We start from the raw sequence: 25,054 nt of genomic DNA, 5'->3' as shown, positions 1-25,054 counted from the left end.
TGAAATACGGTATTCTGATGTGACAAAACCTGAATCCTGGTCGTTAAAGTGTTTGTTTGCACTCATATTTTAACTGTTAGGACTCAGGTTTTTTTATTTAAAGCAAACTATGGGACAGCAGTGGCTGATTGGCTCCCTTTTTTATTTTCAAATCCGCAGCATAAGGCTTTTCAATTATTCGCTGTATTGGAATACAAGATGCTTAATTAAAATGATACGTTAGTCCTGCATATACCGCCCGACCTGCACCCTGTGTTAAACGAGCAGGATCTTTGCCGGCATCGTTATAGCCCGGTGTAACGGTAGATGCATATTTTTTATTGCCCATATTTCTAAAATCCAACCACGCCATATACTGTTTTTGCGGTTGTATATAGCCGAACGATGCTCCCCAAATTTGCCAATCTTTTGCGTAGAAACTATTGGCATAGTCTGTTGCGACCTTTGCGGCATAAAGTGTATTGACTGCGGCATAGAAGCCTAAAGGATGTTCGTATTTAAGTTCAGCCTGATAGATGTGTTTTGGTATCCCTGCAAGCTCATTTTTTCCAAAAACTGCATCATTTTTATAGTGAAAATCATTCAAGGTATAGGCTTGTTTCAGTTGAACTTGTCCATATTCATCATTTTGCCAAAGTGAACTGTTTAAACCGATTTCAAGCCCCTGATGGATGGTGTCTGAAGCATTCGATTCAGCAATAATCTTTTTAGGCTCTGATTGGATTTCAACGGCCAGTAGTTCATTTTTAACCTGCGAATAGTAATATGCAATATTCCACTCACCCAATGCATGTTGACCACGTCCACCTAGTTCAAGAGTATTCGCTGTCTGACTTTTCAAATGAATCGGAGCACTTTGGCGTCCCGTTGCTGCGCCACTACCTTCTGGGAAGTATTGATCCGAACCCCAAATTAAAGCCCATGGATGTGGTGCTTCTAAGCTTCGACTGACATTGGCAAAGAGCTGTGTTTCAGGTTGAATTTGATAACGAAAACCTAGCGATGGCAGTACATTCCATTCACGAATATTTTCTTTATGGCTTTGCACAGGCCATGTCACTTCACTTTCACGGTGGATGTACGCCAAGGCGACACGACTATCGAGCCAAAACTGTGGATGTAGTGCCAAGGCATTGGCATAATGTAAAACATAGTCACCACCTTGGTAGGTATAATGCCGCGTTTCTGTACCCGCAGCATACGCGCCTTGCGCTACGCGCAAGCGCTCAATAACCTGACCATCAGGTAAATGCGTGGTACTACGAAAACCTAAAGTATTTTGACTTTCATGCCCACTCAGCGTTCGGTCAAATTGATAGTTGAATAAGGTGCTGATATCGTCATAGTCAACATCGGTACTATACAATCCTTCTTGCAAATCCATCGGATAATGATGATAGGCCAGACCCATCTGTAAACGATCACCTGATTCCAAGGTCATATTGGTTTTATTCGCCAACCAAAGACTTCCCGGCTGCGGGCGATTATTATTCAGTGAGATATTTAGGGGGACTGCTTGTTTGGGATCTTGTTCAATCTGCTGTTGGGTTAGACGTCCCGGTGTTTGGTGTTCAGTCTCTCGGTAACGCAAATAAAAACGTGTATCTAGGTTAGGATTTATTTGATAGCCCACATTGGCCGATAAACCTTTACTTTGGCTTGAGGAATGATCTTGAAAACCATCATCATCACTTTGCGTTAAGGACAGATAATAGTCTAAGTCACCGATTTGTTGTCCTGAGCTGATTTCACTTTTTTGATAACCGTGGCTACCCATTTCATGATGCACTGATAATTTTGCTGCATTTTTTCCGGTTGGGCTGGCATAGTTAATTAGACCACCCAAGCTTAATGCGCCACGTGTTAAACCATTAGCCCCCCGTAAAACCTCTATATGGTCTACCCACAGCGGCTCAAGCAGTTCATAAGGTGTTCCCCCTGGCCCTGTAAATGGCAAATCATCTAAGGTTACATACAACCCTGAAGCATGCGCCCCCGGTGCACGATTGATCCCCGAGCCACGTATCGACAGTTTCACCCCTTCATTTCCTGAAGATGCCGCGTATATCCCCGGTTGATTTTTAAATAAATCAGCATTTGTTCGCTTGGGTACATCTTGAATGTCTGCTGCAACGATCGCATTGGTTGCACCATTTACTTTAGTCAGTGCTTTTTTTATTTGATCATCCATTGAACTTTGTTCAACGTTAATGGTGATTTCAGGTAATACATTGCTATCTGCAACACTATATGGTGCCATCGCGGTGAGCATCATCAGGCTTAAAAGCTTAAGTGACGTGTTGTTATATTTGGAAAATTGAGGGACATCCATGATTGCGTCTTCTAAGTGAAACGAAATTGACGGCAAGGATTATAGTGTGTTTTATCATCATGTATGTATCAAAATATTTCAAAATTCATGATATTTATCAATATCCTTCTTCGTATTTTTATATTCAAATGATTTGTTAAATGAAATAAAACAGATAATTATATTTTTTAGTCAAAAATAAAAGTTTCTAAATAAGATAAAAGCCCTCAATCGATAAAGATCAAGGGCGTGTATGGATTGAGAGTACGCATTGAAAGATTTTCGGAAAGTCAGATGTCAAATCCTGAACATACTTTCAATCACACTCTCGTTAAATTGATATTGAAATTTTAAGGCAATTTAAATTAAACAATTCTCTGTAACGGCATTAGAAGTTGTACATCGCGACCGCATTGATTCGGTTATCTTCACCCTTGGTACTGCCATTTGGCGCAGCACCAAAAGCTTCACGTTCACCATAGACATATTCCAGACCTAAACTAATCGGCTTAACAGGGCTGTAAAATACATTTGCCCATGCTTGCCACAAGTTTTTATTGGCCTTGGTTTTATCGACTAATGAGTTGACATAATCAGCATTATTATCTGCTTTCATATAACCATAGCCCAATGTTCCGCGCCATTGTGCTGAAATTTGTTGAGTTAAACCTACTGTAATCGAGTCAAATTCATTGGTGGCGATGATGTCTTTATCCGCATTGGTGACAAAACCTTGGTTGGTCCATGACACAAAACTACTGTCGCCTTTGACATGGTAATAATCCGCTTTGAGCACTGTTTTATCCGTCAAATCTAGTTTTGCGCCCAGACCAAGCCCCCATGCGGTTTCTGTATCCGTATCCGTTTTCTTTTCAGCACCCATCGCACGTGCGCTCAACGTCAGCGTATCTGTCATTTTATGGTTTAAACGCGCTGTTAATGCAGGCAAACGCATATTTGAGCTGTCATCCTTAGAATCTTCTGCGGCAAGTACTAGATTTGTCACAGGACTAAATTTGTGACTATAGCGAACTTGCGGTGTACGTTTAACAGCACCACCGACATAGCCCAATGCATCAATGGTTTCAGGCATATAATCAGGTACAGCAAAGTTAGACCATGTTTGCCCCACCAACCAATCACCATAGGTCAAATAGGCATGACGAATCCTCAGTCCATCATTTACACCCAAAAAGTCGACTTCAATTTTACCGCCTACATCGCCCACTTGAGTCGGTGTTTTAAAGTCTAGCCCTAAACGTGTGGCAGCAAGTGTTGCCTTTAAACGATCTGAACTTTCAGCATTCCCTTCTAGCGGAACACTATTTATTTGGTTATACAGGCGAGATAAGCTGCCGCCTTCTGCCTGATAAGATGCATCTGCATGCACATTGCCATACAAGCTAAACTCTGCGCCCGATTTGGTATTTAAACTCAGGCTTGGTGTTTGAGTCGGTTTTTGATTCTGCGCAGCAACTACAGGTCGTTGTTTTACGTCTTTGATTTCACTCGACAAGGTGTTTTGTTGTTGAATATATTGCTGCATCATGGCTTTTAACGCTTTGACTTCATCACGCAACTGTTCAACTTCAGCCTCGCTGACTGCCGCATGTGTCCACATGGGGAACGCGGCTGCACAAGCTAGTATCATCGTTTTAATTTTAAAGGTTATTTTGACTAAATTTAGCTTTTGAGTTTTCATCCTGACCTCGATTTGGGCAATGCCCTTTCCTTATTTTTTGTCACAATTTCCCACTAGCCCTCATGCTGTGCATCAGGGCCTGGAAAATTAAACTTTTGGGTAATGTTAAATCTTTAAATATCGGCTTAATTCGCTTGATTTTTGATGGCTTGCGTATTGAGCTTTGGCGATTGACCTTGAGTAGACGCTTCTACCGATGCTTGCAAATTCACCATAAAGATCGCCAATGCAGCTATGACACCGGGAATGGCAATCACCAAGAAGTTCATTTGATGCGGCAAATTCATGGTTAACAGCGCACCAGTAAGTACTGGCCCAACGATTGCACCAATTCGTCCAATACCCGATGCCCAGCCCATACCTGTAGAACGTACCGTGGTTGGGTAGTATTGTGCGACAAAGGTATAAAGTAGGATTTGCGAACCGATGGTAGCTGCACCTGCTACAGCAATTAAGGTATACAGAACCATTTGCGGACTGTTAAAGCCTAGTAAGATTAAAGCCAATGCGCCACACATGAACATGATGCTCAGTACTTTTTTGATATGGAATCGGTCTGCCAAAGCACCACCACCAATAGCACCTACCATTCCACCAATATTCAGTGCAAAGAGGAAAATCATACTTGCACCAAGCGAATAGCCAGCTTGAATCATCAATTTTGGTAACCAACTTCCAAGTGCATATACCATCAATAAGCACATAAAAAATGCAATCCAGAACATGAACGTACTGAAACTACGGCCTTGTTGAAATAATGCTTTTAACGGTGCTTTGTCTTCTTCAGAAACTTCATTGAGTACAAATTGAGTATCCGTTGTGAGGACTTGTTCAGGGGCAATTTTAGAGACAATCGTTCGAGTCGTATCAGTTTGATGCTTTGTGGTTAAATACATCAATGACTCAGGGAGGAATTTCCAAATTAAAGGCAATGCTAGACATGGAATAATTGCAATATAAAACATGATTTTCCAGCCATATACAGGCACTAACCAAGCACCCAATAACGCTGAAGCCATACCACCTATGGCATAACCACTAAACATTAGTGCAACCAAGGTGCTACGTATCCGTTTTGGCGCATATTCGGTCATTAACGCCACAACGTTCGGCATAACGCCACCGATGCCTAGACCGGCAAGAAAACGTAAAACACCAAACTCGACTGGGGTACTTGCAAAAGCGCCACAGAAGGTAAAACCACTAAAGATACTGACACAGATCATAATGGTTTTTTTACGACCAATTTTATCGGACAGTGTGCCAAAACACATGGCACCAAACATCATGCCAAATAAAGCCGTACTTGCCAGTAAACCGGCTTGTACCGCAGATAAGGACCATTCTTGCATCAACAACGGTAAGGCAACACCATAGATCACCAAGTCATAACCGTCAAAAATAATAATCAAAAGACACCAAATCAAAACACCCCAATGAAATGGCGTAAATTTGGCTTCATCAACCAAGGTATTAATATTAATTTTCTGGTTTTGCATAGCCCACCTCCTAATTGTGAAGCTTGTAAAATTCGCTTTTCACAATGAATAAGTCGGTGCTTAATGTCCAAAACCGATTAGGCATGTTTGTATACCTAAAAAGTTGAATACAAATTAATCCCTTGATTCCGCTTTATTTAAATATATCATTTCATATGTGCAGTTCATCTGAACGTCTATCAACACATTACTTAAAACACAGCACGATCATATGGAATCGCTTCTAAATCATAAACTTGATAAACACTATCAAATAAACCACGAATATCTTCGCTTTCATCCATATGACGCACAGCCATAAATACAGGGCTGATCGCGGCTTCGTCTAAGATCGGAACAAAGGTTAAATGTGTTAATTGCACACTTTGGGCACTCATTGGGGTGATACAAACCCCTTCATTGGCTGCAACAAAGCCCAGTGCCAGTTGTAATTCACGTACTTCACGTACTTTTTTAGGTTCCAAACCATACTCTGAAAATATGCCACGCACTTGGGTCGAAAAATTCGGTTTATTGTGATTTGGGTAAAAAATCAATTGTTGATCGATCAGATCTGCAAGATAGACTCCTTCCTTTTTTTGTGCCAAAGGATGACTAGCGTGTAAGGCAACTACTAAGCGTTCTTCACGCAGTAAAACCCGTTTAATTGCAGGGTCTGAAATACGCAAACGCCCAAAGCCGACATCTATACGACCTTCCTTTAATGCTTTGATTTGTTCTGTGGTGGCCATTTCCTCCATTTCTATTTTTAAATGTGGATGTTGTTGTTTAAATAAGTACAAAATATTCGAGAGTAAACCAAACAATAAAGAGCTCACAAAACCGATTGTCACAGTTCTTTCTGTCAAACCGATTCGTTTCGTCATCGATTTTATTTCTTCTGCATTAGACAAAAGTTTTAAAGCATGATGATAAAAAAATTGGCCTGCTTCCGTAGTCTTAAGCGGACGGCTACCGCGTTCAAATAACTGAATTCCAAGCTCATGTTCCAAATTTTGAATCTGCCGACTCAAAGGTGGTTGAGCTATATATAGTTTTTCTGCCGCTTTGGTAAAACTCTGCTCTTCAACCACTGCGACAAAGTATCTTAAGTGTCTTAGTTCCATGGCTATCGATACCTATTAAGTATAATAAAATGCAAATTTGATCTTCGACGTGAAGATTTTATTCCTTTAAGGTATATCACATAGACAGGATTAAGCAACTTTAATCCCATCCAACAGATCAAAAACATCGTGCAGCCCATTACCTGAAAGAAGCTTCATCCGCTACACGAAACAACTTAAAAAGTATTGTTAGACAACCAAACAAGGAACGTGGCAGCCAAAGACCTCTTTTATCGAGTGATAGCCACCCATACTTAAATGCATACTTAAGGAGATATAGTATGAACCGTCAAGAGATTGATGTTCTGGTTAAACAAATGAACGTAGATACAGCGACAGGGCCTGTTGACCAACGTGTACAGCAAGTTGTGGTACGTTTATTGGGTGATTTATTCCAAGCGATTGAAGATCTAGATATTACTCAAACTGAACTATGGAAAGGTCTAGAGTATTTTACAGACGCGGGTCAAGCGAACGAATTGGGTCTTTTAGCCGCAGGTTTAGGTTTAGAGCACTATCTTGATTTACGTGCCGATGAAGCTGATGCGAAAGCAGGTATTACAGGTGGTACACCACGTACCATTGAAGGCCCTTTATATGTGGCTGGCGCACCTGAATCAGTGGGCTTTGCTCGTATGGATGATGGTACGGAAACCGATAAAATTCCAACACTGTTTATTGAAGGTACAGTGACAGATACCGAAGGCAACATCATTGAAGGCGCTAAAGTTGAAATTTGGCATGCCAACAGTCTAGGTAACTATTCTTTCTTTGATAAGTCTCAATCTGACTTCAACCTTCGCCGTACGATTCTTTCTGACCAAGACGGTAAATATGTTGCACAAACCACGATGCCAGTTGGTTATGGCTGTCCTCCAGAAGGCACAACTCAATTTGTTTTAGACAAATTAGGCCGTCATGGTAACCGTCCATCGCATGTACATTATTTTATCTCTGCACCGGGTTACCGCAAGCTAACCACTCAATTCAACATCGAAGGTGATAAATACCTTTGGGACGATTTTGCCTTTGCAACTCGTGATGGTCTGGTGGCAACTGCCGTTGATATCACAGACGAAGCTGAAATTGCGCGTCGTGGCCAAAACCAACCGTTTAAACACATTAGCTTTAATGTTGAGTTAGTCAAAGAACAAGCTGCAGCACCAAATACTGAAGTTGATCGTCGACGCGCTAGCGCTTAATTACTCACTCAAAGGAAGCCGAGCTGTCTCATCCAAGTTTGACAACTCGGCGACTATCCCCTCATTGGACAGTCGGAGAATGGACATGCCACGTATTCCTGTAATTAACACCAGCCATCTAGATCGTATTGATGAACTTCTTGTCGATAATTTTGACACTGGTGAATTTAAACTGCACCGCTCAGTATTTACCGATCAAGCGTTATTTGATCTTGAAATGAAATACATTTTTGAAAGTAACTGGGTGTATTTGGCACATGAAAGCCAAATTCCAAATAACAATGATTATTACACGACTCATATCGGTCGCCAGCCGATCATCATTGCACGTAACCGTAATGGTGAACTGAATGCCATGATCAATGCCTGCTCACATCGTGGCGCACAGTTATGTCGTTATAAAAAAGGCAACAAAGCGACGTATACCTGTCCATTCCATGGTTGGACCTTTAATAACTCAGGTAAATTACTCAAAGTTAAAGACCCTGCTGAAGCCGGTTATTCAGATTGCTTTAACCAAGATGGTTCACATGACTTGAAAAAAGTCGCACGCTTTGAAAGTTATAAAGGCTTTTTATTTGGCAGCTTAAATCCTGATGTGCCAAGTCTAGAAGAATTCTTAGGTGAAACCACCAAAATTATCGACATGATCGAAGGTCAATCTGAAAACGGTTTGGAAGTTTTACGTGGTTCATCTACCTATACCTATGAAGGTAACTGGAAACTGACAGCTGAAAATGGCGCAGATGGCTATCACGTTTCAGCCGTGCATTGGAACTATGCAGCAACCACACAGCACCGTAAAGAAGCACAAGCTGCAGATAATATTCGTGCCATGAGTGCGGGTTCTTGGGGCAAGCAAGGTGGTGGTTCTTATGGTTTTGACAGTGGCCACATGTTGTTATGGACACAATGGGCAAACCCAGAAGACCGTCCAAACTTTAGCAAAGCCGATGAATATACCGAAAAATTCGGCGCACCGATGTCGAAATGGATGATCGAGCGTTCGCGTAACCTATGTCTTTATCCAAACGTTTATTTGATGGATCAATTCGGTTCACAAATTCGAGTTTTACGCCCGATTTCTGTCAATAAAACTGAAGTCACCATTTACTGTATCGCCCCTGTTGGTGAAGAGCCAGAAGCACGTTCACGTCGTATTCGTCAATATGAAGACTTCTTTAATGCTTCAGGCATGGCAACACCTGATGATTTAGAAGAATTCCGTGCCTGCCAAGCAGGTTATGCAGGGATTGAACTGGAATGGAACGACATGTGCCGTGGTTCAAAACACTGGATTCATGGACCGGATGATGCAGCCAATGAAATTGGATTAAAACCGCTATTAAGTGGCATCAAAACCGAAGATGAAGGTCTTTACCTTGCTCAGCATCAATATTGGTTAAAAACCATGAAACATGCCATTGCTGAAGAAAAAGAATTGGCAGAACAAGTCGCAAATGAACAAGGAGATGTCGCATGAATGCAACTGCACATTTAGACAGCGTAAGCATTGAAGCTGTATCTCAGTTCCTCTACCGTGAAGCGCGTTTTTTAGATGATGAACAGTGGGATGAATGGCTAGCGTGCTATGCCCCAATTGCATCATTTTGGATGCCAGCTTGGGATGACGACGACCGCCTAACGGAAGATCCACAGTCTGAGATTTCTTTGATTTATTATCCAGACCGTCAAGGTTTAGAAGACCGTGTCTTCCGCATTAAAACCGAGCGTTCATCTGCCACGATGCCGGATACACGAACTAGCCACAACATTAATAACGTAGAGATTGTTGAACGTGATGGCGACAAAGTCACGGTGCGTTTTAACTGGAACACCTTAAGTTTCCGCTACAAAACCAACTATAGCTACTTTGGCATGTCACGTTATGAAATTGATTTTTCAGGCGAGCAGCCAAAAATCCTCAGTAAATATGTTGTTCTTAAAAACGATTATATCAACCAAGTTATTGATATTTATCACCTATAAAAGCTTATTTCACTAAGCAAGGTTTAACTTTCAGCCAGAAGGATATTTGGCTGAAAGGACACGTTATACCAGATTTTCAAAAGGATATTCAGCCATGTCAAACCATAATGTTGCACTTCAATTTGAAGATGGCGTTACTCGTTTTATTAGTGTTGCTCAAGGTGAAACCCTATCCGACGCAGCCTATCGTCAAAAAATCAATATCCCTCTAGATTGCCGTGATGGCGCATGCGGGACATGCCGTGCATTTTGTGAGTCGGGTACTTACGACATGCCTGAAGAATCTTATATCGAAGACGCTTTAACCCCCGAAGAAGCAGAGCAAGGTTATATTTTAGCTTGCCAATGTCGTCCTAGTTCAGATGCGGTTTTCCAAATCAGTGCATCATCTGACGTGTGTAAAACTGAAATTCATGAGTTTCAAGGTACATTGTCTCGTGTTGAAAATATGTCGGATTCTACGATTACCTTTGATATTCAACTGGATGAAGGTCAACCTGACATTAACTTCTTGGCAGGTCAATACGTCAATGTCGGCATTCCGGGGACTGAAGAAACTCGTTCGTATTCGTTTAGTTCAAAGCCGGGCAATCGTTTAACAGGCTTCGTGGTTCGTAATGTCCCTGAAGGCAAAATGAGTACTTTCCTGAGTGCCGATGCGAAAGCCGGCGACAAAATGACCTTCAAAGGACCTTTTGGTAGTTTTTATCTACGTAATGTTGTCCGTCCTGTGGTCATGCTTGCAGGTGGTACAGGTATTGCGCCGTTTATGTCCATGCTACAAGTGCTTGAAGAAAAAGGGTCTGAGCAACCTGTTCGTCTTGTATTTGGCGTAACCAATGACTTTGACATCGTAGCTAAAGACAAACTCGATGAATTACAAAGCAAACTCCCATGGTTCGAATACCGTACTGTGGTCGCTCACCCTGAGTCACAGCATGAACGTAAAGGCTATGTGACCAGTCATGTTGAAAAAGATTGGTTAAACAATGGCGATGTAGATATTTACCTCTGTGGTCCTGTGCCGATGGTCGAAGCGGTACGTGGCTGGTTAGATACCGAAGGCGTTAAACCTGCAAACTTCTTGTTTGAAAAATTCTCAGCGAATTAAGGGAGAATAGTTTAATGTCAGAACAAGCCAGATTTAACAATAAAGTTGTCATCGTAACCGGTGCCGCTCAAGGTATCGGTCGTGGAGTAGCACTACAAGTGGCTCGAGAAGGCGCTCAAGTGGTATTGGCAGATCTCTCAGATTTTGTTGAAGATACGCTGAACGATATTCAAGCCCATAATGGCGATGCCATTATTGTTAAAGCCAATCTTGAAACATATGCAGGCGCTCAATCAGTTGCTACCCAAGCCATTGAAAAATATGGCCGAATTGATATTTTAATCAATAACGTTGGCGGTGCGATTTGGATGAAGCCCTTCCAAGAATTTTCAGAAGAAGAAATCATTAAGGAAGTTAATCGTTCATTATTTCCAACCCTCTGGTGCTGCCGAGCCGTGTTACCTGAAATGATTCAAAATCAGCAAGGGACAATTGTAAATGTATCTTCTATTGCAACCCGTGGTATTAACCGTGTGCCATATTCAGCGTCAAAAGGTGGGGTTAATGGCTTAACCGCTGCTCTCGCTTTTGAACATGCCAAAGATGGTATTCGAGTCAATGCCGTAGCCACAGGTGGCACAGAAGCCCCACCACGAAAAGTACCAAGAAATACCAATCCATTGTCAGATCATGAAAAACAATGGATGCAAGACGTGGTCGATCAAACCATTGACCGTACATTCTTAGGACGCTATGGCACAATTCAGGAACAAGTGAATGCCATCTTATTTTTGGCATCCGATGATTCATCTTATATGACAGGAACAGTCGTCCCTGTTGGTGGTGGAGATCAAGGTTAAACGCTATACCGTCATTGGTTTAATTCAACAGGCTCATTGACATAGTCGCATGGAGGCAAAAGCGATGGCACCCCTGTTAAAAACATTAAAAGAAGATTGGTCGATCTCAGCGACGGTTGCAGGATTTTTAGCCGTGCTGATTTCATATTCAGGCCCACTGATTATTTTTTTCCAAGCCGCACAAAAAGCTCAAGTTTCCCCAACCATGATGATTTCATGGATTTGGGGGATTTCTATTGGTGCAGCGCTGGCGGGTATTTATCTCTCAATTAAATATAAAACCCCGGTAATTACCGCGTGGTCAGCGCCTGGTACGGCTCTTTTAGTGACCCTATTTCCGAATATTTCGCTGAATGAAGCCATAGCGGCTTATATCACATCCGCTATCGTTATTTTTTTGATCGGCATCACTGGCTATTTTGACAAACTTTTAAAATGGATTCCTCAAGATGTCGCTGCGGGGATGATGGCAGGTATTTTATTTCAGTTTGGTCTTGGGCTTTTCACTGCTACAGATAGTATGCCGATCATTGTCTTTGGCATGTTATTGGTCTTTCTTATTTCTAAAAGACTATCGCCACGCTACACGATGATTTGGGTCTTAATGACTGGTGTCATTTTGAGTTTTACATTAGGAAAAATTAATCCTGTTGATGTGAATTTTCAACTCGCTATACCGCAGTTTATTGCCCCAATTTGGACTTGGAACTCAACTTTAAATTTGGCGATTCCCCTAATTTTAGTCAGTCTGAGTGGTCAATTCCTTCCGGGGATGGCGATCATGAAACTCAGTGGATATGACACGCCAGCCAAGCCGATTATCACAGCGACCAGTATTGCCTCGCTCGCTGTCGCATGTGTCGGCGGCATTACCATTGTTTTAGCGTCAATTACCGCAGCCATGTGTATGGGCAAAGATGCACATGAACTAAAAGAAAAACGTTATATAGCCGGTATTGCCAATGGTATTTTTTATATTTTAGGCGGCTTATTTGCAGGCAGTATTGTCATGTTATTTAGCCTATTACCTAAAGAGTTAGTCGCCGCACTTGCAGGTTTAGCGTTATTAGGTGCGATTGGAACAAACATGTCCGTTGCGATGAAAAATGAGGCCAACCGTGATGCGGCGCTAATCACTTTTTTAGCGACAGCCTCAGGTATGCATTTTTTAGGGCTAAGCTCAGTATTTTGGGGGATTTGTATCGGTGTCGCTGCACATGTCATTTTGACCAAACGAGTAGCCACACAAGCACCGATGACAACGACTCAAGATTCTAAAAGTTCATAATGTCCAAACGCATTGCCAATACAAAGAAGATGGAACACTACATCTTCTTTGTTTAATCGAAAACTCAATTTTTTGATTTTCTTGTCATTTAAACTTAAAAATTCAATATTCGAAATTAAGAGCTCTATAGGATAAAAAAGGGATCATGTTGCATCATCCCTTTTTTACTTATCTTTGAATTATTTACGTTTTTTCTTACCACTAAGTAGATCTATGGCTTGGGCATAACGTGTAGGTGCAATTCGCTGAATTAAATCAATAATTTTGGCATCATTACCAATTAAAACTCGACGTTTATTCTGCTTTACCGCATCTAAAATGACTTTTGCTGCGACTTCAGGCGGTGTTTTTAGCACTTTATTAAATGCTTTGGTTGCCCTATCTGGGTTCATCCCTAACGCACGAATACTGTCACTCATACGCGCGCTATTTGCAATATTGGTTCGAATCCCACCCGGATGCACGCAAGTTGCGCTGACTCCAGCATTTTCCAAGTCTAATTCTTGGCGTAAAGATTCAGTAAAACCTCGTACCGCAAACTTCGTTGCATTATAGGCACTTTGAGTCGGTTGAGCCGTCAAACCAAATAAGCTGGAAATATTAACTATATGTCCATCGCCACTTTGTTTTAAATACGGTAAAAATGCTTTTGTCCCATATACCACGCCCCAGAAATTAATATTCATAATCCACTCAATTTCATCATAATGCATACCTTCTACAGTACTGGCTAACGCGACACCTGCATTATTAAAGATCAAATTGACCTGGCCAAATTCAGCTTGGGTTGCAGCCGCCCATTGCTCTACAGCGGCACGATCAGACACATCTAATTGGGTCTGAATTATTTTCACACCGGTGTGCTTAATCATTTCAGCCGTTTGTGCAAGACCGTCAAGGTTGCGATCACTTAATGCTAGATGCGCACCTGATTGAGCCAGTTGAATGGCTAACTGCTGCCCAATACCTGAACCTGCTCCAGTAATGGCTGCGACTTTGTTGTTAAAATTTTTCATCGTTATTCCTATACACACTTAATCTCGTTCAGTGAACAAGCTGCATTTTCATATTATTCATAACACAAGCTTAACGAGAACTGATCTATGAATGAAATGATTTTATTTAATTGTAAAATATGAATGCTATACATAGCTCTTTAGCGTTATTGCTTCAAATCAAATTAATGTAATTCAACATGATTAGAGCAAAAATTGAAAACTTAAATGAGCCTTTTAGCTCCGGCTTTTTTTGGGATTGTAGCTCTAAATTTTTCAGCTCAAACAGCGTTTGATATTTATAAAAGTGATACAAATCCCAAATGTTATAAACAAAGCTCAACATTTATTCTATTTTTCTACACGATCCAGATTCTACATATTCAAAATCAGTATATAAAATCCACAATATATACTTATTTTTTTGTGAATATAGCCCTTGAAGACAACAAGGCTGATGCTTTGTAATTTTCCAAGTCTTGTGTATCCACCCTTTGGAAGATCAGGGATGCACATCTCTTACTATGTTCAATAGAGGTTCTAAAATGATAAAAACAACTCTTAGCCTAATCGGTTTGTCACTGGTGTCTAGCTTAGCTTTGGCTGCTGATCCATTGCATGGTACTAAATGGAAAACCATCGATGACCAAACCAAAAAACCTTTATCTGTAGTTCAATTTAATGAAATATCAAAGGGCGTTTTATCTGCAAAAATCGTTGATGTACTCACCCCGGGTGAAGCAGAAAACTGCCAAAAATGTGTAGGTAAATTCCACAATAAACCACTACTCGGTGTGCAAATCGTGAATGGTTTGAAAAATACCGGTAAAAATACCTATGACGGCGGTAAAATTACTGACCCGAAAAATGGTAAAACCTATAGTTTCAATGCCAAAATGTCGAATGACGGCAAGACCTTGAATGGTCGTGGCTATATTGGTGTATCTGCGCTTGGACGCAGCCAAACATGGATACGTGTAAACTAATCCTTTATGTACAAAGTCAAAAGCGGCTCGATTGAGTCGCTTTTTTTGTATGAAAACCAAGAATGAAATTATTCGAAAATAAAAATTAAACGGTATAACGTTTGCTTAGCCCCCATTCGGCTAATATTCGACGATAGGTTGTCGATGAGCGATCTGCTTCGAAATGCGCCTCCATACTGATATCCAGTGGCAATTCCTCAGGTTTTTGACTTTCCACCATGTCCTGATCTTCAGCAAAAATTTGTGCATTAAAATCATAGACCGCTTGTAAATCGCCTGTGGTATCAAAATTTCGAGTTAAAGGTACAAATAAACGGGTTTTATTATGCGATACAGGACAACAGGCATTTAATATTTTCAACACCCCATTTTCAGGAAAATCGATGGTTAAAATTGCTGAAAATGGTGGATAGACATCAAATGTTCTTTTCCATAAAAAATCTTCTGGCGCTAAATGTTGTAAGCCATGCGGATAATTACTCACATCACTGAGATATTCTGTATGTAGTCCATAGTCCGTACGTACTGTGGAATATTTTTGTACTTTAGGATTTTCACGGTCTGCAAAGCTCTCATGATGCACCCATGCGAAATGTGCAACATCAATAAAGCCTTCGAGCTGACGCCCACTTGAACCACCAATATCTACATAAGGTGGCAATATAGATTGGTGCTGCTCGGTATCCCACGTGTCTAAATCTGGAAAATTGGCTGTAGATTCGTCTCGGTTAAATAAACTGGTCCACACTAATCCATATTTCAATACAACTGGAAATTTAGTTAATGAAAAACGCTCTGAAATTTGTGTCAGCTCAGGCTGTGCAGGAATTTTTACACACTTTCCTGCGCCGTTATAATGTAGACCATGATATGGACAAATAATGTCTTCACCCTTGACCCAGCCTTTGGTTAATGGCACCCCTCGATGTGGACAAATATCACGAACCAAATGAATTTTTCCACTTTCAGTTTGATACAACGCCATTTTTACATCGAGTAATTGCACTTGTTGCGGTTCAATCGAAACATCTTCTACACGTGCAACGGGATACCAATGCTGCGCCAAAATATTCCAGTCGTTAGCATCAAATGTACTGCACTGAGGTTGGGTAAATAAATTGAGTACTGGAATGGCATTCATAGTTCATCTCGACATTTTCAATATTTCTTCAGCATTTAGCGCCATTGAAATTTTGCTAAATCCTTATTTTCTAAGTTGAAATTAAAATCTAAACACATTTCTGTCTATTAGAATGATTTGCATAGATTGTTCTGTTTTTTAGAACATTAAGCGTTGATTACTGCTTGATTTGATAAAGCTGGCATGAATATCGCTTAAAATGCATAACATTATGATTCGCTGATCACGCGATAGAGATTGAACCCTGTATGTCGATTACTTTTTCTAGATTTTCTGAATATTTTATGGCGGTTGCACGGACTGGAAGTCTACGCAAAGCTGCTGAACAACTTTTTATTTCAGTCTCGGCAGTACATCGACAAATCGTTTTGGCAGAGGAAGAACTGGGGGTTGCCCTATTTGAACGACTCCCTCAGGGCTTAAAACTGACGCTTGCGGGTGAATTACTGTATGCCGATTTATTAAAATGGCAAAAAGAATATCAACTGACACGAACTCGATTTGATGAAATCCAAGGCTTAAACCGTGGAAACATTGAAATGGGCTTTATTGCGGCTTTGAATGATAGCTTTGTTGTCGACTGTATTCAAAAGATGGCTGAAACTTATCCGTGGATCAACCTCAATATCAGCATGAATAGCAGTGAAGATATTTCCAGAAAAATCGTCGATGCAGAATTAGATTTTGGCATTATTTTAAATCCCAAAAGCCATAGCCAATTAGAGATTTTATCCTTTATAGAAATTCCGTTGGGCTTTGTGATGTCGCCGCATCATACCTTGGGTGGGATGGATAAAATTTATCTTTCAGATACGTTAAATGAACGGCATATTTTGCCGAGTGATCCACTCATTATTAGTGAATATGTACAGACTTTATATAAACATCATAAGTTTAGTCCGATTCAAAAGATCGAATGTAATGACATTAGAATGATATTGTCATTGGTTCAACAGCAATTAGGTATCAGTTTGATGTCATATATGGATGCTTTGCCACTGCTTGAGAATAATAAGATTATTTTTAAACCGATCCGTGAAAAAGGTTTACACAGTTTAACCATCGCTTTATGTGTCGCATCGAAGCGCCAAACCTCCCGAATTTCTCAGATCATGATTAATCTTTTGGTGGAAAAAATGGAAGAAATTAAGATCAATTTAAAATCCATGACCCCCTAAAACCAATATTTTGGCGTTGTAATAGCAAATAATTATTTAAAAAAAAGCCAGTGCGAATAACCCGTACTGGCTGCTGAAAGCTAAAGTTTTATTAGTTTATTTTTTTAATCCAATGGATTGCCTACAATATTACTAATGATGCCTTTCATAATATGATTGCCTTGTTCTTTACGCAGTTCTGCATACCATTCGCGCGTCACACTTTCATCTTTCATATGCGTCACATCACAACGTTTACGCGCTCGCAGAACCAATTCATTAGCACGTTCATTACGTTTATTTTGATAACGACGCAATGAATCTTGTAAGCCCAAAGTATTGATTTGCAAAGAACGAGCTAAATAAATTGCATCTTCCATTGCTTGGCAACCACCTTGTCCAATATCAGGCGTTGTGCTGTGTGCTGCATCACCCACTATCACCACACGACCTTTGTAGAAATCTGCAAAAGGTTCAATATCATGAATTTCTACCCGATTGGTTTTTTTGGCATCTACAGCATCAATTAGCTTTTGAACCGGTTCACACCAACCTTTAAAGTATTCTTTAAATAAGGCCTTATATTGTGTGCGGTCATTTTCTAAGCCTGCTGCTAAAGGTACATCAAAGAAGAAATAGAATCGGTTGTCGGCAACGGGCATCAGCGAAACGCGCTTACCTTCTCCTACAAATGTCGTCCATTGATCTGCCGCAGCAAATTCTTCTGAAATATCGACTAAACCGTTCCAATTGACATAACCTGCATAGCGGCGCTCAACTTGTTCTCCTAATACATATGCACGTGTCAGTGAATGTGTTCCATCGGCGCCCACCAATAAATCAGCCTGAACCTCACTTCCATCTGCAAAACGTGTGATCACTTGATCATCTTGTTCTGAGAAGCTCACCATTTTTTTGCCTAGATGAATATTCTCACGACCAAATTCATCCATGAGCATATTTTGTAAGTCTGCGCGTGAAACTGGATAAGGTCGCTGACCAACTTCTTCGATTAAAGGAAACAGACTAAACTGTGTCATAACATCGCCCGTTAAACCATCGATATAGGCTAAGTGATCCATCTTGCCACCGAGCTTTTCGACTTGTTCGGTTAGCCCCAAATAGTTCAAACATTTGACACCGTTAGACCATAAAGAAATAGCGGCTCCAACAGGTAAAATTTGTTCTGCCTGTTCATAGATGGTTACTTGGTGTCCAAATTTTTTCAAAGCGATCCCTGTCGTTAGGCCCGCCATACCTGCACCAATAATTGTAATGTCCATCTATAACTCCCCTGTGTTTTTTTAAATATCTTTCTCCTAAAAAGCGAAAAGCATGCCATTTTTTCAAACAAGCAATAAAAAATTCTAAAGTTGGCACACGCTGTGCTTCTAAACACGTGTAAATGCTTGTTTTTATCAAATGTTAAATTTTTAACACTGAAAACTAAATGCATATGTTTTAAATGAAAATAGTGAATGGATTTTATATATGGCAACTTTACTTGCACCTAGTTTTGATATTCCTGCACAATTACAGACACTTACAAATTTAGCAGATGACCGTATTGGTGCAAAAATACTTGAATGTTCAGATGATTTTTTTGCAGAAGCAAAACGCATGCTTCAATTTAATGCACCAATCTTTGTCGAAGATAAATTTGATGATCATGGCAAATGGATGGATGGTTGGGAAACGCGTCGTAAACGCCATGCAGGTTATGATTGGGCAATTATCCAACTCGGTGTTGCTGGTCGAATTCAAGCCTTAGATATTGATACAACATTCTTTACTGGGAATTACCCAGCTTCCGCATCAGTTGAGGCCTGTTTTGCACCAAGTGGAGAGCTAGCACAGGCAGCATGGGTCAATATCTTAGGCAATACCGTATTGGGCCCGAGCCAACACCATATATTGAAGGTCTCAACTGATCAGGTTTTTACCCATGTGCGTTTAAATATATATCCAGACGGCGGTATTGCACGATTTAAAGTCTATGGTGAAGTTCAGGTTCAAATTCAAGACAGTACGAGCACATTAGACCTTGTTGCACTGGAAAATGGTGGACGCGTAATTGCTTATAGTGATGCTCATTTTGGACATCCACGAAACTTAATTAACCCTGGCCGCGGCATCAATATGGGAGATGGTTGGGAAACTAAACGTCGCCGTGCACCAGGTTTTGACTGGTGTATTTTGGGTTTGGGTCAATCTGGTGCAATAGAGAAAATTGATATTGATACTGCCCATTTTAAAGGCAACTTCCCTGCGCAGGTTTCCATACAAGCGATCTATGTAGAAGATGCCACTGACCCTCAACTGATTCCGCAAAGTATGTTCTGGCCGTTTTTACTCGATGCACAAGACATGCAGATGGATCATATTCATTGCTTTGTCAGTGAGATTTTAAAGCATGAAAAAATATCGCATATCCGCATCAATATGATTCCTGACGGGGGGATTAGTCGCATACGGTTATGGGGGAAAATGCATCCTTAATTGCAATATTGATAAAATAGGAAGCCTTCAGGCTTCCTATGTGTATGGTTTCAATTTTTTTAATTAAATGCCTTACTAAGATATCTAAACATGACACATAGCATAAAAATACAAGCTCTAAGTATTGAAGGCTTTGCGCCTTTTGGAGAGGTCATTTGCACGACTGGACATGATTTTTTCCACATCAATGACACACATACAGAGCGATATCATGCCCTCGTGGAAACAGAAATTTCAGGTGATGCGGTTGCTGGAATTAGCATCTTTAGAAATATCAAAACCACTGAATTGCCTTTTACGATTTCGATGTTGGAGCGTCATCCCAACGGCTCACAAGCGTTTATTCCAATGCAAGCGCAGGCTTTTTTAGTGGTAGTTGCACCTGCGTTGGATGATCACAGCCCTGATCTTACACAGCTATGTGCTTTCATCACTGATGGTAGCCAAGGAGTCAACTATCGTGCAGGAACATGGCATCATCCTCTCCTGACACTCGAAGCACCAAGTAGCTTTGCCGTCATCGATCGGATTGGCACTGGACATAATTGTGATGTGTTCCAGTTCCCTACGCCTGTTCACATTTCAAATTAATTTTTTTAGCTTAAATACTTAGAGTTAAATAGACTAAAAACCATCTAACCATCTGTTAATACATAATTTATTTCATCTCTTGATATTATTTAATTTAAACATAACGCATTAAAAAAGCCCTCAATTTAGAGGGCTTTATTTATTCTATACAAACTATATTCTATGAATCATCGTATGGTTCAAGACTCAAGATTGGCAATGATTAATGTTGCACATCTATTGCCATGCTTGGTTTTTTCATCTGATCTTTGCTCATAGTCACTTCTTTATTTTTAAATAAATTCAAATGATTGAACACAATATTTAAAATAATCGCCATCAAACAAGTTGAACTAATGCCTGAATGAAAGAGTGTTTGCACCCATTTTGGGAAGTTTGCATAGAAAGAATGATCGATAATTGGAATCATCCCTGCTGCAATCGCAGTCGCAACAATGATGAGGTTCTTTTGCTCGTTATAGTCAATTTTCGCCAAGGTACGAATACCACTTGCCGCAACCGTTCCAAACAAAACTAAACCAGCACCACCTAATACAGGGACAGGAATCGCTGCAATCAGTCGCCCCATAATTGGCAGAACGCCTAATACGACTAAAATCATTCCACCCGCTGCGACAACAAAGCGACTTTTCACGCCAGTAATCGCTACTAAACCGACATTTTGTGCAAAAGCACTTTGCATGAATGAGCCGAAGATTGGCGCTGCTGCACTAGATAACATATCTGCACGTAAGCCATTGGTAATACGCTCAGCATCCACTTTAGTACCAACAATCTCCCCAACGGCAATAATATCTGCTGTCGTTTCAGTCATAATCACTAAAGTCACGATCAACATGGCAATAATGGCACTTAACTCAAAAGTTGGCATACCGAGAGCAAAGAAGCTTGGAAATTGAATCCAGTTACCATTTGCAACTTTAGAAAAATCGCCAAAGCCAAAGGCATAAGCCAGCACCGTACCGAAGACAATGGCCAACAAAATTGATAAACGTCGGATAGTTGCATTACGGGTTAAGTTCAGCGCAATCACGATACCCAAAGTTAAAAATGCCAAACTGATGTTCTCAGCACTTCCCCAGTCTGGTGCTTTATTGTTCCCACCCATCATCCAGCGTACCGCTACAGGCAGCAATGAAAGGCCAATCACAGTGATCACACAGCCAGTCACAATCGGTGGGAAAAAACGAATAATTTTTGAAAAATAAGGTGCTAGGAAAAAGCCAATCAAGGATGCAACAATCACCGCGCCATAAACAGCAGAAAGCCCACCGCCTGCGGTTACTATGGCAATCATCGTCGCCACACCAGCAAATGAAATCCCTTGAACTAAGGGTAATTTTGCACCGATATATTTCACACCTACGGTTTGTAGTATGGTCGCCAAGCCACCGACAAAAAGCGCCGCGGCAATCAATAAACCGATTTGCGCAGGTTCAAGTCCCGCGGCTGTACCAATAATCAATGGCGGAGCGATAATACCGCCATACATGGTTAATACATGCTGTAGTCCATAGGCAAGGCTTTTCCCTGCGCCTAAATATTCATGTTCTGGTGAAACTGTTTTATCTTGTTCTGTCATTTTTATATCCCCTATTTTTAAACTTTGCTCTTAGCTTCCGCGATACGTTGAATATGCAAATGGGCTGATGAGTAAAGGAATATGAAAATGCTGCGAGGCATCTTTTACATAAAAATGAATCACAGCTTTTGGAAAAAAGGTTTCGGTATTTAAAGTCTGAAAATATTCAGCAGTCGCAAATTCAAGGCTATAAGCGCCTGCTGTAAAGTCCTTCAGCGCAAAATCATTGACGCGACCATCTGCATTGGTTTGGGCTGAACCTAGTAACTTACCTTCCGCATTAAATAATTGAATGCTGACATTCGCTGCGGGTTTGCCTAGATTGGTATCTAAAATATGTGAGCTAATCATGCGCTAAGCTCCTGTTTTAATCTTAATAAGGCAATTTCAGCCAGTTGATGATGAACAATTCGTTTTTCGGTTTCAGGATCATTCAATAATCGATATTGCAGTGCCTGTAGTACATCTTCACTACTGAGGCCAGAGGCTTTGATTAAAAAGAGATATCCGTACTTTTTCTCATACGCGATATTGCCTTTGAGCAATGCAAACTGAGTTTCTTCATCTGCTGAAATTTCAGACTGTTCTCGATTGGAAAATTGTTGCTCCAAACTACTTAATTCTGCCTGTGCCTTTTTTTCACCAATCCGTGGATGGTTATCTAGAGCATTTTTGATTTCATCCCAAGTCCAAGCATTTGCAGCTTTTACTGCTTGCTCTATGATTTGCGTGACACAGGTATAAGGGCGCTGCGCCACAATGTGTTCCGCCCAGCCTTCAATTTGCACACAGTGCTTTAAAAAAGTTTTTACATCTGCTTCGGATGCTTTATTAAATTCAACAAGTTGCACTATAAAATCGCCTAAAATTATTGAATGATTGTTCAAATTTAGTTTTGCAATATCAGTGCCAACCTAGGTCTATGATGTCAGTTACCTAAGTACAGGCTTAAAAAAAGAGGAGCTAAGCTCCTCTTTATCCGAATATTTTTTTATTAGACTGCATGATGTGTATACCAATGTTCCGCAATATCACCACGACGACAGATCCAGACTTTTTCATGTGATTGCACATAATCTAAGAATCGTTGTAGTGCTTTAAAACGGCCTGGTCGCCCTAAAATACGACAATGCATCCCAATCGATAACATTTTTGGCGCGCTTTCACCTTCTGCATATAGCACATCAAAAGCATCTTTAAGATATTGATAAAATTGTTCACCACTGTTGAAACCACCAGGCGAACAAAACTTCATATCATTGCTTTCGAGTGTATAAGGAATAATTAAATGTGGACGGGTTTGACCATTTTCATTCGTCAAATGACTCCAAAAAGGTAAATCATCACCATAGTGATCGCAGTCATATTTAATTTGCGGAAATTCAGCCAATAGCTGACGTGTGTTGGGACTGTCACGCCCTGTGTACCAGCCAATAGGCGTCTTTCCAAATAAAGCTTCAAGCACACTAATTGCCTGATCCATGTGCTGACGTTCCAGCTCTATCGGCATATCTTGATAATGTAACCAGCGCTGACCATGTGAAACGACATCATAGTTGGCTTGTTTGATTGCATCGACAATATAAGGATTACGCGCTAAAGCCATACCAACGCCAAAGACCGTCATGGGTAAATCACGTTTTTTAAATTCTTCATGAATCCGCCAAAAACCTGCTCTGGAGCCATATTCATACATCGAGTCCATCGACATATGTTTGGCAGGAAAACTGGCCGCTCCAATAATATCGGATAAGAATTGTTCTGATCCTGCATCCCCATGTTCGATGTGGTTTTCCCCACCTTCTTCATAGTTCAACACAAACTGCACAGCAATCCGTGCCTGATTAGGCCATACGACTTGAGGTACATTACCATGATATCCAATTAAGTCTCTGGAATAATCCTGTTGTTGGATCTGGTCAATTAGATCTTGTCCGCGTAAGTAGCCTGTAGTCACTTCAACTTCCTAATTTGTTATATCAAACAGTAAAAAATTAGGTAGAAACAAGCAAATTATGCGCCAATGTCGTAGACGGCTAAATAGCTTTTCATATCAATGACCATTGCCTTTTTTTAAAATATTGAATGGTTGTCCTGAATCATCTGCAATGATTGAAATTTGCCAAATTTCATCTATTTCTGGAAAATTCTGATGCAGTTGATCAAGGAAAAAGTAATAACCCTGTGTATTTTCGGTAATATGAATGATTGTATTTGAACATAATATATAGAGTTGAATCTCATCAAAGATACCAAGATCATGGCGTACGACATCTATACTTTGAATATCTTTCCATAATATAGTTTTAGTGCTTGTTTCAGGCCCATTTATAGTGTATTTGAAACCATCATTAAAATATTCAAAATCACCTTTATCCTGTCTTATAATCTCAAATTCATTTGTTTTATTTTTTATATCTTGTTTTAAATCAATTGAATCGACAAACCAAATATGAGGATGATAAATTATTGCATTCCAAATAATGAAAATACAAAGTGTAATAAACCAAATATTAGCTGTAATTACTATTGTAAGCACTGCCAATATAAATGAGATAAAACCCAAATTTAGGTTTAAAAATAATATAGTTGAAGTTCTAATTGGTAGCTGTACTTTCATTGGCAAATGCTTGAATAAAATATCATCATCATTCAATTTTTCGTTATATTTAAAGTAAAAACAAATTGCCAGTATTAAAAATGATATTAAACCAATGAATGTAAAATGTTTTTCCCATATTTGCCAATTAGATAAAAAATATATAAAAATGACCATAAATATTGAAATTGAACAATACATCGTAAGTAAGGAATTTAAAAAAATATGCATTCTCATTGTTTGTTTAATCTAGTAATTTTTTAATGGTATAACTATACTTAATTATTGATAAATTTAAAGCGTCATGATGAAATGTCTTTGTAAAACTATCTCATCATGCTCTGGAAAATTAATTTTTATTTAATGATTTAGGACTTACGCATTGACTGATTCAAAAAAGTATTAAAATACTTTATAAAGTATCTGTGATCAGACGAATTAAACATGCTTCTACAGCAACTTGTACATTACCCATTTATATGGGCTTTCTCATGAC

22 protein-coding genes are annotated in these 25,054 nt (G+C 40.1%); 10 read left to right on the top strand and 12 right to left on the bottom strand.

The genetic code is table 11. The annotated features are described in order from the left end of the window. Positions 1–202 precede the first annotated feature (202 nt). The 4 genes from FTV03_RS12925 to FTV03_RS12910 all read right to left on the bottom strand — a co-directional run bounded on the left by FTV03_RS12925 (position 203) and on the right by FTV03_RS12910 (position 6,618). A complete protein-coding gene (locus FTV03_RS12925; RefSeq protein ID WP_180041622.1) occupies positions 203–2,332 on the bottom strand; it encodes a TonB-dependent receptor domain-containing protein in 2,130 nt (709 codons plus the stop codon). Positions 2,333–2,699: 367 nt separating this feature from the next. Further along, positions 2,700–4,013, bottom strand: coding sequence for a DcaP family trimeric outer membrane transporter (locus FTV03_RS12920; protein WP_180041621.1), 1,314 nt, complete (start codon positions 4,011–4,013; stop codon positions 2,700–2,702). 125 nt (positions 4,014–4,138) lie between these two features. Beyond that, positions 4,139–5,512 (bottom strand): MFS transporter, encoded by a 1,374-nt coding sequence (locus tag FTV03_RS12915; RefSeq protein ID WP_180041620.1) that lies wholly within the window; start codon positions 5,510–5,512, stop codon positions 4,139–4,141. Positions 5,513–5,703: 191 nt separating this feature from the next. Beyond that, positions 5,704–6,618, bottom strand: coding sequence for a LysR family transcriptional regulator (locus tag FTV03_RS12910; protein ID WP_180027179.1), 915 nt, complete (start codon positions 6,616–6,618; stop codon positions 5,704–5,706). 281 nt (positions 6,619–6,899) lie between these two features. On the opposite strand from FTV03_RS12910, the gene catA reads away from it, so the two are divergent. The 6 genes from catA to benE all read left to right on the top strand — a co-directional run bounded on the left by catA (position 6,900) and on the right by benE (position 13,008). Then, positions 6,900–7,820 (top strand): catechol 1,2-dioxygenase, encoded by a 921-nt coding sequence (gene catA, locus FTV03_RS12905; protein WP_180041619.1) that lies wholly within the window; start codon positions 6,900–6,902, stop codon positions 7,818–7,820. An 85-nt stretch (positions 7,821–7,905) separates the two neighbouring features. Further along, positions 7,906–9,303: a benzoate 1,2-dioxygenase large subunit gene (gene benA, locus FTV03_RS12900; RefSeq protein WP_180041618.1), complete on the top strand. Its 1,398-nt coding sequence runs from the start codon at positions 7,906–7,908 to the stop codon at positions 9,301–9,303. Next, positions 9,300–9,809, top strand: a complete 510-nt coding sequence (gene benB, locus FTV03_RS12895) for a benzoate 1,2-dioxygenase small subunit (protein WP_180041617.1) — start codon at positions 9,300–9,302, stop codon at positions 9,807–9,809. The genes benA and benB overlap by 4 nt, the downstream gene beginning before the upstream one ends. Before the next feature lie 94 nt (positions 9,810–9,903). Then, positions 9,904–10,920 carry a benzoate 1,2-dioxygenase electron transfer component BenC gene (gene benC / locus FTV03_RS12890; RefSeq protein ID WP_078190731.1) on the top strand — a complete coding sequence of 339 codons (1,017 nt, stop codon included), beginning with the start codon at positions 9,904–9,906 and terminating at the stop codon, positions 10,918–10,920. Positions 10,921–10,934: 14 nt separating this feature from the next. Then, entirely contained in the window at positions 10,935–11,720 is a 786-nt protein-coding gene (gene benD, locus FTV03_RS12885) for a benzoate diol dehydrogenase BenD (protein WP_180041616.1), read from the top strand. Between the two features lie 64 nt (positions 11,721–11,784). Beyond that, positions 11,785–13,008, top strand: coding sequence for a benzoate/H(+) symporter BenE (gene benE, locus FTV03_RS12880; RefSeq protein WP_180041615.1), 1,224 nt, complete (start codon positions 11,785–11,787; stop codon positions 13,006–13,008). Positions 13,009–13,187: 179 nt separating this feature from the next. Here the strand turns inward: benE and FTV03_RS12875 are convergent, their stop codons facing one another. Beyond that, on the bottom strand, positions 13,188–14,024 hold the full coding sequence (locus tag FTV03_RS12875; protein ID WP_180035226.1) for an SDR family oxidoreductase: 837 nt from the start codon (positions 14,022–14,024) through the stop codon (positions 13,188–13,190). Positions 14,025–14,548: 524 nt separating this feature from the next. Between FTV03_RS12875 and FTV03_RS12870 the strand changes: the two genes are divergently transcribed. After that, positions 14,549–14,989, top strand: coding sequence for a DUF2147 domain-containing protein (locus FTV03_RS12870; protein WP_180041614.1), 441 nt, complete (start codon positions 14,549–14,551; stop codon positions 14,987–14,989). Between the two features lie 85 nt (positions 14,990–15,074). On the opposite strand, the gene FTV03_RS12865 is transcribed toward FTV03_RS12870, so the two are convergent. Then, positions 15,075–16,130 (bottom strand): aromatic ring-hydroxylating dioxygenase subunit alpha, encoded by a 1,056-nt coding sequence (locus FTV03_RS12865; RefSeq protein WP_078190744.1) that lies wholly within the window; start codon positions 16,128–16,130, stop codon positions 15,075–15,077. A 248-nt stretch (positions 16,131–16,378) separates the two neighbouring features. On the opposite strand from FTV03_RS12865, the gene FTV03_RS12860 reads away from it, so the two are divergent. Beyond that, positions 16,379–17,308: a LysR family transcriptional regulator gene (locus FTV03_RS12860; RefSeq protein ID WP_180008135.1), complete on the top strand. Its 930-nt coding sequence runs from the start codon at positions 16,379–16,381 to the stop codon at positions 17,306–17,308. 104 nt (positions 17,309–17,412) lie between these two features. Here the strand turns inward: FTV03_RS12860 and hpxO are convergent, their stop codons facing one another. Beyond that, a complete protein-coding gene (gene hpxO, locus FTV03_RS12855; RefSeq protein WP_180041613.1) occupies positions 17,413–18,570 on the bottom strand; it encodes an FAD-dependent urate hydroxylase HpxO in 1,158 nt (385 codons plus the stop codon). Between the two features lie 208 nt (positions 18,571–18,778). Here hpxO and alc point away from each other — a divergent pair, with 208 nt between their 5' ends. Together alc and FTV03_RS12845 are read left to right on the top strand one after the other, a co-directional pair. Further along, positions 18,779–19,786: an allantoicase gene (gene alc, locus FTV03_RS12850; RefSeq protein ID WP_180041612.1), complete on the top strand. Its 1,008-nt coding sequence runs from the start codon at positions 18,779–18,781 to the stop codon at positions 19,784–19,786. A 90-nt stretch (positions 19,787–19,876) separates the two neighbouring features. Then, on the top strand, positions 19,877–20,377 hold the full coding sequence (locus tag FTV03_RS12845; RefSeq protein WP_180041611.1) for an ureidoglycolate lyase: 501 nt from the start codon (positions 19,877–19,879) through the stop codon (positions 20,375–20,377). A gap of 202 nt (positions 20,378–20,579) precedes the next feature. Here the strand turns inward: FTV03_RS12845 and FTV03_RS12840 are convergent, their stop codons facing one another. The 5 genes from FTV03_RS12840 to FTV03_RS12820 all read right to left on the bottom strand — a co-directional run bounded on the left by FTV03_RS12840 (position 20,580) and on the right by FTV03_RS12820 (position 24,579). Continuing rightward, positions 20,580–21,959: a nucleobase:cation symporter-2 family protein gene (locus tag FTV03_RS12840; RefSeq protein ID WP_180041610.1), complete on the bottom strand. Its 1,380-nt coding sequence runs from the start codon at positions 21,957–21,959 to the stop codon at positions 20,580–20,582. 30 nt (positions 21,960–21,989) lie between these two features. Continuing rightward, entirely contained in the window at positions 21,990–22,310 is a 321-nt protein-coding gene (gene uraH / locus FTV03_RS12835; RefSeq protein ID WP_111886083.1) for a hydroxyisourate hydrolase, read from the bottom strand. Beyond that, positions 22,307–22,810, bottom strand: coding sequence for a 2-oxo-4-hydroxy-4-carboxy-5-ureidoimidazoline decarboxylase (uraD, locus tag FTV03_RS12830; protein ID WP_180041609.1), 504 nt, complete (start codon positions 22,808–22,810; stop codon positions 22,307–22,309). Before uraD ends, uraH begins: the two co-directional genes overlap by 4 nt. Positions 22,811–22,953: 143 nt before the next feature. Next, positions 22,954–23,916, bottom strand: a complete 963-nt coding sequence (gene puuE / locus FTV03_RS12825) for an allantoinase PuuE (RefSeq protein ID WP_180041608.1) — start codon at positions 23,914–23,916, stop codon at positions 22,954–22,956. A gap of 96 nt (positions 23,917–24,012) precedes the next feature. Continuing rightward, the gene (locus FTV03_RS12820; protein WP_180041607.1) at positions 24,013–24,579 is read right to left on the bottom strand and encodes a hypothetical protein; all 567 of its coding nucleotides are present in this window, start codon (positions 24,577–24,579) and stop codon (positions 24,013–24,015) included. Positions 24,580–25,054 lie beyond the last annotated feature (475 nt).

This window comes from Acinetobacter sp. YH12218, from assembly GCF_013417925.1.
GTDB lineage: Bacteria > Pseudomonadota > Gammaproteobacteria > Pseudomonadales > Moraxellaceae > Acinetobacter > Acinetobacter amyesii.
This window is presented reverse-complemented; position numbering and strand designations above follow the sequence as displayed.